9 protein-coding genes and 1 pseudogene are annotated in these 8652 nt (G+C 42.8%); 4 read left to right on the forward strand and 6 right to left on the reverse strand.

The genetic code is table 11. The features are described from left to right. Positions 1-578, forward strand: a pseudogene (locus GH808_RS14615) (IS4 family transposase); the annotation flags it as partial. Here the strand turns inward: GH808_RS14615 and GH808_RS14620 are convergent. Next, a complete protein-coding gene (locus GH808_RS14620; protein WP_186843526.1) occupies positions 538-1611 on the reverse strand; it encodes a bifunctional glycosyltransferase family 2/GtrA family protein in 1074 nt (357 codons plus the stop codon). The pseudogene GH808_RS14615 and the gene GH808_RS14620 overlap by 41 nt on opposite strands. Before the next feature lie 126 nt (positions 1612-1737). Further along, positions 1738-1986: a GlsB/YeaQ/YmgE family stress response membrane protein gene (locus GH808_RS14625; protein ID WP_186843527.1), complete on the reverse strand. Its 249-nt coding sequence runs from the start codon at positions 1984-1986 to the stop codon at positions 1738-1740. Positions 1987-2373: 387 nt separating this feature from the next. Here GH808_RS14625 and GH808_RS14630 point away from each other — a divergent pair, with 387 nt between their 5' ends. Next, complete coding sequence (locus GH808_RS14630) at positions 2374-3042, forward strand: GTP pyrophosphokinase (protein ID WP_186843528.1); 669 nt, start codon at positions 2374-2376, stop codon at positions 3040-3042. 176 nt (positions 3043-3218) lie between these two features. Continuing rightward, positions 3219-3713 carry a rubrerythrin family protein gene (locus tag GH808_RS14635; protein WP_186843529.1) on the forward strand — a complete coding sequence of 165 codons (495 nt, stop codon included), beginning with the start codon at positions 3219-3221 and terminating at the stop codon, positions 3711-3713. Between the two features lie 134 nt (positions 3714-3847). Here the strand turns inward: GH808_RS14635 and metK are convergent, their stop codons facing one another. The 3 genes from metK to GH808_RS14650 all read right to left on the reverse strand — a co-directional run bounded on the left by metK (position 3848) and on the right by GH808_RS14650 (position 6122). Continuing rightward, complete coding sequence (metK, locus tag GH808_RS14640) at positions 3848-5047, reverse strand: methionine adenosyltransferase (protein ID WP_186843530.1); 1200 nt, start codon at positions 5045-5047, stop codon at positions 3848-3850. A gap of 50 nt (positions 5048-5097) precedes the next feature. After that, entirely contained in the window at positions 5098-5751 is a 654-nt protein-coding gene (locus GH808_RS14645; protein WP_186843531.1) for an RtcB family protein, read from the reverse strand. 89 nt (positions 5752-5840) lie between these two features. Further along, a complete protein-coding gene (locus GH808_RS14650) occupies positions 5841-6122 on the reverse strand; it encodes a DUF503 domain-containing protein (RefSeq protein ID WP_186843532.1) in 282 nt (93 codons plus the stop codon). 218 nt (positions 6123-6340) lie between these two features. Here GH808_RS14650 and GH808_RS14655 point away from each other — a divergent pair, with 218 nt between their 5' ends. Continuing rightward, positions 6341-7633: a hemolysin family protein gene (locus GH808_RS14655; protein WP_186843533.1), complete on the forward strand. Its 1293-nt coding sequence runs from the start codon at positions 6341-6343 to the stop codon at positions 7631-7633. A gap of 184 nt (positions 7634-7817) precedes the next feature. Here GH808_RS14655 and GH808_RS14660 read toward each other — a convergent pair whose 3' ends face one another. Further along, complete coding sequence (locus tag GH808_RS14660; protein ID WP_186843534.1) at positions 7818-8420, reverse strand: NAD(P)H-dependent oxidoreductase; 603 nt, start codon at positions 8418-8420, stop codon at positions 7818-7820. Positions 8421-8652: the final 232 nt, after the last annotated feature.

Genomic DNA, 8652 nt, shown 5'->3' on the forward strand with positions numbered 1-8652 from the left:
TTTATACCCTTCCAGAGTTGCGCAAACTCCTACCTGAACATACACCCGGAAACCAGTTTGGTTCCATCATTGTAAAAACGAAAACCGGGATCCCGGTTAAACTGGTTTTTGTCAGAAACCGCAATAATAAAAGGGATTGGCTGACGGTGCTCAGTACCGATTTATCCTTGTCGGATGAAGAAATCATCCGCATTTATGGGAATCGATGGAGCATTGAAGTTTTCTTCAAATCCACCAAGTCCCTGATGAAGCTTGGCACCGAATTTCAGGGGCGAAGCTATGACATGATGATCAGCCACACCACCATTGTTTTTACCCGATACATCCTGCTGGAATGGCTTCGCAGAAACGAAAATGATGATAAAACCTTGTGCGAATTATTCTTCAGGCTTTGTGATGACATCCAGGATATGGCACTCTCAACCGCTCTTCAAAGTTTGATGAGCTTATTTGTTGAACAATTGAATTCGGTAGGATCTAGAAAGTCTACACTGTTAAAAAATCAACTCCGGCAATGGATTGACTCTCAGGCCTTTTTTATAAAGGCTTTATTCGGTCAATTAAGCTGGGAAAGTTGAGCTTATGAAAAATGAAATTCTTTTGAATCTGATAGCTGATCAGGAATAATGTGCTGTCGACCAATACTTTGATCACCGTAAGATGAACCGATAAATTGCTCAGACTTGTAACCAATACCCAGCTGAGCATCATCTGGGAACAGAATAAGGTCAGATACTGCAACGCTTCGCTGGTGTTATTGCTTTTGCTCTGAAAAACCCAATGTTTGTTGATCATATAGTTCACGCAGCCGGACATCACTCGGGCCATGACGGTTGCCGCTAATATTCCGACCGAGCCGGCGCCAAACAAATAATTGATAAAGACCGTAAATAATGAAAGATCGATGAGCGCAGAAGCCAGAGAAGAAAGGCTGAATTTTAATATATTCAAATAAATACAGAGGGAATCTTTGACGGCATGAAAATGGGATGATTGATTGTCTTCCAGATAGATTGTCTCAATCGGCACATAGACAAACGGTATCTGATTTCTGGCCATTTCCAACAGCATGTTCATCTCATATTCATACCGGTTTCCTGGTATTGAAAGGCATGTTTCTGTGAGTTTTTGAGGAATTCCCCGAAGGCCAGTCTGTGTATCCGGACACCGCTGGCTTGTACTTAAATGAAATACAAATGATGTGATTCGGTTTCCCCATCGGCTTTTAAAGGGGATGTTTGTTTCGTTGAAATTTCTGGTCCCCAGAACCAGACTGTCCGGATTTTTTTCCAGGGCATCGGACACTTTCAGGATATCTGCTACAGAATGCTGACCATCAGCATCTGCCGTGATATAGCCATTGCAGTCCGGGTATTTTAATGATGCGTACCGGATTCCCGTTTTCAGCGCCACACCCTTGCCCATGTTCTTAGTATGGGTGCAGATTTGAGAGCGAAATTTATATTTTAATATTTTAAAGACGTTGTCATATTTCTCTTCGCTGCCATCATTAATAATAACAACCCGAATATCAGTTTGCTTTAATTCTTCAACCAATTCAATCAATTTTTCATCTGGATTAAGGGCGGGTATGATCACGACAGATTTCATTTTTTAGCCTCCTAACTTTTTCTATCTGTATCATAGCGCTCTAATGTGATAGTTTTGTGACTGAAAAATGAAAGTTTTTAAAGCCAATAAAAAAAGAGTTTCTGTATATTGAAACTCTTTTTTGGTTTATCTTTTAAAAAGATTGAGAATAACCAGCAGGATCACTGCTCCCACGAATGAAACAAAGATGCTCCATAAATTGAATCCCGTCACGCCGACGCTGCCAAAAAAGCTGAAGACATAACCACCCAACATCGCGCCGATGATTCCAACAACAATGTTTTTGATCAGCCCCATGTCGCGGCTGTTTTTTGTGATGATGCTGGCAAGCCATCCGGCTAGCCCCCCAAGTATGATCCATGAAAAAAATCCCATTAGTACACATCCTTTCTGATAATTTATATCATTACGTGTTTTTTTCGTTGTTTGATATGGTATCATCTAAATAACACAAAATCAAATAAAATGACGGACCCGTGATAAATTGGCAAATTATGTAAATACCGTTTGCTCCGCGGCCGGTTTTTATCCTAAAATTCACATTCGTATTTTTGATTTTAAATTTTATCTAAGGTTAAGGGACTAAAATAATAGATTGTAGAGTGAATTTCAAAAAAAGAGGTTCCTTTTTAGTCATCGATCTTAAACGATTACCTGAATCTCCGTTAAAATTGAATCAACTCTTGTTTTTATACCCTTGTCATAAATAATAATCAGCGAAAGGCATTTTTCATTTATGCTAATGAAAAATGATATGGCACTATGAATATCAATTCAATCGATATATCACTTCCAGACAGTCTGGAAATCAATGAAAATCTGAAGGATTTTGTTCTCCAGCAACAGCTCTATCGGGCCGCAATCAAAGAAATAAAAACAAAACTTGAAATACTCGATGAAGAATTTCAAGTTAAATACGATCATAACCCCATCCATCACATGGAGTACCGGTTAAAATCTCCCAAAAGTATTGCTGAAAAAATGGAACGAAAAGGCCTGGAACTCAGCGCCGACTCGATCCGAAAAAACCTGACCGATATTGCCGGTGTTCGCGTGATCTGCAACTATTTAACCGATATCAATCGTATTGCCACCCTGCTGCTGCGGCAGGATGATATCAGTCTGATCCGCAAAAACGACTATATCTCAAACCCCAAAGCAAATGGTTACCGCAGTCTGCACCTGATTGTGCTGGTGCCGATATTCTTAGCCGAACGGACCGAATCCGTCCCGGTGGAAATTCAGATTCGCACCATTGCCATGGATTTCTGGGCCAGTCTTGAACATCAGCTCAAGTATAAATCACACAGTGACATATCTGAAGGATTGCGCAACCGTCTTAAATCCTGCGCCGATTCCATTACCAATCTGGATGAGGAAATGCAGCTGATTTACAAAGAAATCAACTCTGGAATTTGTCTCGATGAATAAAACAAAACCATCCTCTTTTTTATAATTTTGCCTGGGAAATTCCCGGGCTTTTTTTATTTCGGGAAAAAATAAATCGAAACGCTGTTGACAATCGCTATTTCAAATGTTATCCTTATTTATAATAATTACTGATTAATAATTATTATAAAATTATATCTGATAACGGAGGATAACAAATGGAAGAATCAAAAACACTCACCAACCTTATGGCCGCCTTTGCCGGTGAATCTCAGGCAAACCGAAAATATACCGCTTATGCAAAAAAAGCGCAAGCCGATGGCAACTTGAATGCTGCCAAGCTTTTCAGAGCCGCTGCTGATGCTGAAACACTCCATGCCTTAAAAGAATTCGAAATTGCCGGTAAAATCAAATCGACTGCAGAAAACCTGAAAGACGCAGTGGGCGGTGAAACGCATGAATATACGGAAATGTATCCTGCCTTTATCACCGATGCCAAAGCCGAAGGCCGTAACGATGCCATCAGAACCTTCACTTTTGCCATGAAAGCAGAAGAAGTTCATGCCAAACTATATAAAGAAGCGCTGGATAACCTCAGCCAGACCGAAGAAGTTTTTTACTATCTCTGCCCTGTTTGCGGCAATATCGAAAAAGCAGTGCCAGAAAAATGCACTATCTGCGGCGTTCCCGGTACTGAATTTATCAAATACTAAAATTCTGTCCGGAATTTTCAACACTAAAATAGCTCCTAACCAAGTCCCGGTGACAAAAGCCGTTCCCTGTCTGCTGTTCAGACAACGGAAATGCTTCATGCATCGGGACTTTTTTCTATCCGGAATCCGGTTTTCTAAGTCCCTTGGTTTATCTCACAAGCCAGACTTCTTAATGTTTCCGCTTTATCCGTCCGTTCCCACGGCAGATCAAGATCCGGTCTGCCAAAATGTCCGTAACAGGCGACCTGAAAATAAAGCGGTCTTCGCAAGCCGAAATTTCTGATAATGGCGGCCGGCCGCAAATCAAAGTGCGTCCTGATCAGTTCTTCAATGCTCTCCTCAGCAATTTTTGCTGTTCCAAAAGTGTCAACCATGATCGATACCGGATTGGCCACCCCGATCGCGTAGGCGATCTGCACTTCGCACTTGTTTGCCAGTCCGGCAGCGACGATGTTTTTGGCGACGTATCTGGCAGCATAGGTTCCCGAACGATCCACCTTGGTCGGGTCCTTTCCCGAAAAAGAACCACCGCCATGCCGGCTGTAGCCGCCGTAGGTATCAACGCTGAGTTTTTTGCCGACCCAGCCCGAATCCCCTTCCGGGCCGCCAATCACGAATCTTCCCGTTGAGTTCACATAATATTTCGTCTCTGCATCAAGAAATTCCTCCGGAATCACTGCTCTGATGACTCTTTCAATCATGTCCCTTCGGATCTGTTCATGCGTTGCCATTTCATTGTGCTGGCAGGCGATGACCACCGCCTCAATGCGCCTGACCTGATCGCCTTGATACTCCACGGTCACCTGGGTTTTTCCATCCGGCCGCAGATAGGGTATCTCCCCGGATTTGCGCAGCGCTGTCACCTTCTTTGCCAATTTGTGCGCCAGCGTAATCGGCAGCGGCATCAATTCGGGGGTCTCATTGCAGGCAAAACCGAACATCAGACCCTGATCGCCGGCTCCGATCAGATCCAGCTCATCTTCCGAGCCCGCTTTATATTCCAGCGAGGCATTGACACCGACCGCGATATCCGGGGACTGCCGGTCAATGCCGGTCAGAATTGAACAGCATCTTCCGTCCATGCCGAAATCGGTATCGGTATAGCCGACATCCTGAATAATCCTTCTTGCAATAGCCGGAATGTCCACAATTGCCGACGTGGTGATCTGCCCGTAGATCGTCACCAGACCCGTGCTGACGGAAACATCGCAGGCCACCCGGCTGAGGGGATCTTTTTCCAGGATGGCATCCAGAATGCCATCTGCGATCTGATCGCAGAGCTTATCCGGATGGCCCTCCATAACCGATTCTGAAGTAAACAGCCATCTTTTCATGCTATTTCACCAACCTTTCCTCTTCTCACTCAAATCAGGCCTAAACCTAGCTATCCTTTGACAACAGCCATCGTTTTTAAACGTTTCACCGGTTCGATCAAATCCAGTTCGTTGGCAATAACAAACTCAATTTCCTTGTAGGCAAAACGCGTTTCTTCACTGACATCCAGTTTTTTCTGCTTTCCCAGAAAGACACCCCGCGATTTCAGATCGTTGATGGTTCTGTCCACAGAAAATTGTGCCTTTGCCGCATGCCGGCTCATGATGCGCCCCGCCCCGTGGGAACAGGATAAAAAGCTCTCCGGATTCCCTTTGCCCTTGACAAGATAGGAATAAGTCCCCATGGCTCCCGGTATGATTCCCAGCTCCCCATCGCCGGCCCGAATGGCCCCTTTGCGGTGAATCCATACTTTTTTGCCATAATGTTCTTCATAAGCGGCATAATTGTGATGACAGCTGATCGGTTTTGAGCATTCAAGCTCCGTGATGCCGGCATATTTTTCGGCCAGCCGTTTGACAATCCCGATCACCACCCGCATCATGTGCCAGCGGTTCTCATTGGCAAACGCCATGGCGAGGTTCATCCACCGCAGATAATCCTTTCCGGTTTCACTGTCCGTCGACAGATAGGCCAGATCCCATTGGAGCGGAACCACTGATGAATAAACGGCAGGTTGGAAAGGTTTTTCGCCTGTTCGAAACATTCCTTTTCAATCTGACTGACATCTTCCAGCCAGACTTTGATCGGCCATTTTTGTTCCTTCGGATTAAAAACGATAAACATAATCATTCCTCATCTCAATTCCCTTTCGATATCGATTATTTCTCCCTCGGTATTACTTTCAACAAAATTCAACACATTGTCAATCATGCTGTTTGCAACGCTGGCTTCACTGACCACACAGGCGATTCCCAGTACGATGCGCTGGTGCAAATCCTGATCTTCCACCTCTGCCACGGATACATTGAATTTATTTTTCGTCTTTGCACTGAGGCTTTTAACTACCATGCGCTTCTCTTTGAGCGAATGCACCCAGGGCGCATAGATCGTAATTTGTACGGCACCGACAATCATGCTATCTCTCTCCCATTCTGATGATCGTTTTTCGCAATTTTTATACAGCTACTTCACTTTTACCCCTTTTGAAATTCATCATGCATCGATTCGCTGATAATCCTGATAATCTTCACTCTTTTTTGTGAATCAGAACCAAAATATGTTATAATGATTGCTATTATCGGGAACTATGCTGATTATCAGCTGTTATAATTCTAGGAGGAAACTAATATCGTATGGATAATTTAATCAATATTATCGTCGTGCTTTTACTTGTATTTATGAACGCCTTTTTTGTCGCCACGGAGTTTTCGATGGTTAAAGTCAGAAAATCCCGCATTGAAACGCTGGTCGCTGAGGGAAATAATCGCGCAAAATACACGTTGAAAGTTGTCCGTGACCTGAACTCATACCTGTCGGCATGCCAGTTGGGAATCACCCTGGCTTCTCTTGGTTTAGGCTGGGTCGGCGAACCGGCTGTTGCCAGAATGCTGGAACCGCTGTTTGAATTGATGCATCTGCCGGAATCGATGGTCCATTCCGTTTCCTTTGTCATCGGATTTTCACTGATCACCACCTTTCATATTGTTCTGGGGGAATTATGTCCCAAATCGCTGGCGATTCTTTTTGCCGAAAAAATTGCCATGTTCACAGCCATGCCGCTGATCTTTTTCTACAAATTAACCTATCCAATCATGTGGGCTTTTAATCATAGCACCAATCTGATCTTGAAGGTATTTGGTGTTTCACAGGTTGATGAAGCCGAAGAAGCGCATACCGATGAGGAGATTAAACTGCTGGTTGAAGATAGTTACAAACATGGGCTGATCGATAAAACCGAGATGGCACTGGTAGATAATATCTTCGATTTTACTGAAACCACCGTCAAGGATATCATGATTCCGCGAACCGATATGGCGTGTCTTTTTATTGATGACACGTTTGAGGAAATCGTCTCTTATACCTTGAACAACCCCTTCACCCGCTATCCCATCTGCCGCGAAAACAAGGATAACATCATTGGTTTTGTTCACATCAAGGATTTATACAAACAGAAGGTCGAGGGCAAAGACAACATCGATGAGGTCATCCGGGACATCAACTTTATTCCGGAATCCATGTCCATCAGTGAATTACTGAAGTTATTCAAAAAGCAGAAAGCTCAGATCGCGATTATTATCGATGAATACGGCGGAACCTTTGGTCTCGTGACAGTTGAAGATATTCTGGAAGAAATCGTTGGCGAAATGCAGGATGAATTTGATATCGGCGTTAATGAAATTGTCAAAAACGACGACGGCAGCTATCTTGTCAATGGCAAAGTGCTGCTTGAGGATGTGACCGACCTGCTGGGTACCGAAATTGAAGTTGAAAACATCGATACCATCGGCGGATGGCTGTATTCCCAGCTAAAACCCTATCCCAAAGTTAACGATAAAATTCTCTATGAGAATTATGAATTCACGATACTGAGCTGCAGTAAAAAGAGAATCAGCTCGGTGCAGATTAAAAAGGCAACAGCGAAATAATAAAAACACCAATGACCGGATTTGAGAAATCCGGCCATTGGTGTTTCATATTTGCCAAAAATATCTTTCTTCAAGACTTTTGTACGCTCAATACTTTCCAGCACGATACTGCTGCAAAAATGCTTCTTATTTTTTATTCTTGTTTTCTATATAATATCCGATTGTTGATCCGCTGTATATATTTCTAAGAAATACTAATTTCCGGTGCGGCTTCCCGCTTCTTTTTTTGCTCCAGTGCTTTTTTCATTTGCGCGTCCACATCCATACCAACGATATCCAGGCCTTCTGCAGCAATCATTTCTGCATCCTTGATTCCATAAAGCAGGCATAACCCTCTGATATAATCAAAGCCAAAATTATAATTTCCAATGAACCCACCGCAAGAAGTCACATAATACAGTTTCTCTGCATTGCACATTCCCATCGGAATTCCATCTGAGCCATATTGAAATGTTATGCCGCATACACTCACTGCCTCGAAATATACCTTTATCAATGCCGGAAAAGACAAATCCCAGTAGGGTGCACCGACAACAATGCTATCTGCATTTGCAAACTTTTTTGCATAGTCAAACATTTCATCCGTATATTTTTCGGCTTCCAATAATTGATTGCGTCTGTTCAATGATGCCAGATTCATTGGTTTTATTTCTTCACATTCCAGATTGCACTCATCCATCTGATATTCTTCCTCGCTATTCAACGATTTTATCAGTTCATCACACAGCTTCTTTGTTCTGGATTCACTTCCGCGCACACACGCATTCACAAACAACAAATTTTTCATCCTTACTTTCCTTTCATTTAAGCCAAACAAATAAAAATTATTATTGATCAACAAACATATAGTTATAGTTATTTTGTATAAAAAGTGATAAAATATAATAAATTACTCAACTTTCCCAGCTTGAAAATTCAGCTGAGACTTTACAACAACACCATCTGCAGCTTCTGAAAAACAGAAGTTGACAGAAAAATGCACCCAATGTCTGATATAATGAAAATGCAAAGTAACAAAA

This window comes from Acetobacterium fimetarium, from assembly GCF_014284475.1.
Lineage (GTDB): Bacteria > Bacillota > Clostridia > Eubacteriales > Eubacteriaceae > Acetobacterium > Acetobacterium fimetarium.

What these genes read in the sequence shown, in the direction of transcription:
- GH808_RS14620 (WP_186843526.1), bottom strand. Translation starts at nt 1,611, where the DNA reads ATGAAATCTGTCGTGATCATACCCGCCCTTAATCCAGATGAAAAATTG.
- GH808_RS14625 (WP_186843527.1), bottom strand. Translation starts at nt 1,986, where the DNA reads ATGGGATTTTTTTCATGGATCATACTTGGGGGGCTAGCCGGATGGCTT.
- GH808_RS14630 (WP_186843528.1), top strand. Translation starts at nt 2,374, where the DNA reads ATGAATATCAATTCAATCGATATATCACTTCCAGACAGTCTGGAAATC.
- GH808_RS14635 (WP_186843529.1), top strand. Translation starts at nt 3,219, where the DNA reads ATGGAAGAATCAAAAACACTCACCAACCTTATGGCCGCCTTTGCCGGT.
- metK (WP_186843530.1), bottom strand. Translation starts at nt 5,047, where the DNA reads ATGAAAAGATGGCTGTTTACTTCAGAATCGGTTATGGAGGGCCATCCG.
- GH808_RS14645 (WP_186843531.1), bottom strand. Translation starts at nt 5,751, where the DNA reads ATGTTTCGAACAGGCGAAAAACCTTTCCAACCTGCCGTTTATTCATCA.
- GH808_RS14650 (WP_186843532.1), bottom strand. Translation starts at nt 6,122, where the DNA reads ATGATTGTCGGTGCCGTACAAATTACGATCTATGCGCCCTGGGTGCAT.
- GH808_RS14655 (WP_186843533.1), top strand. Translation starts at nt 6,341, where the DNA reads ATGGATAATTTAATCAATATTATCGTCGTGCTTTTACTTGTATTTATG.
- GH808_RS14660 (WP_186843534.1), bottom strand. Translation starts at nt 8,420, where the DNA reads ATGAAAAATTTGTTGTTTGTGAATGCGTGTGTGCGCGGAAGTGAATCC.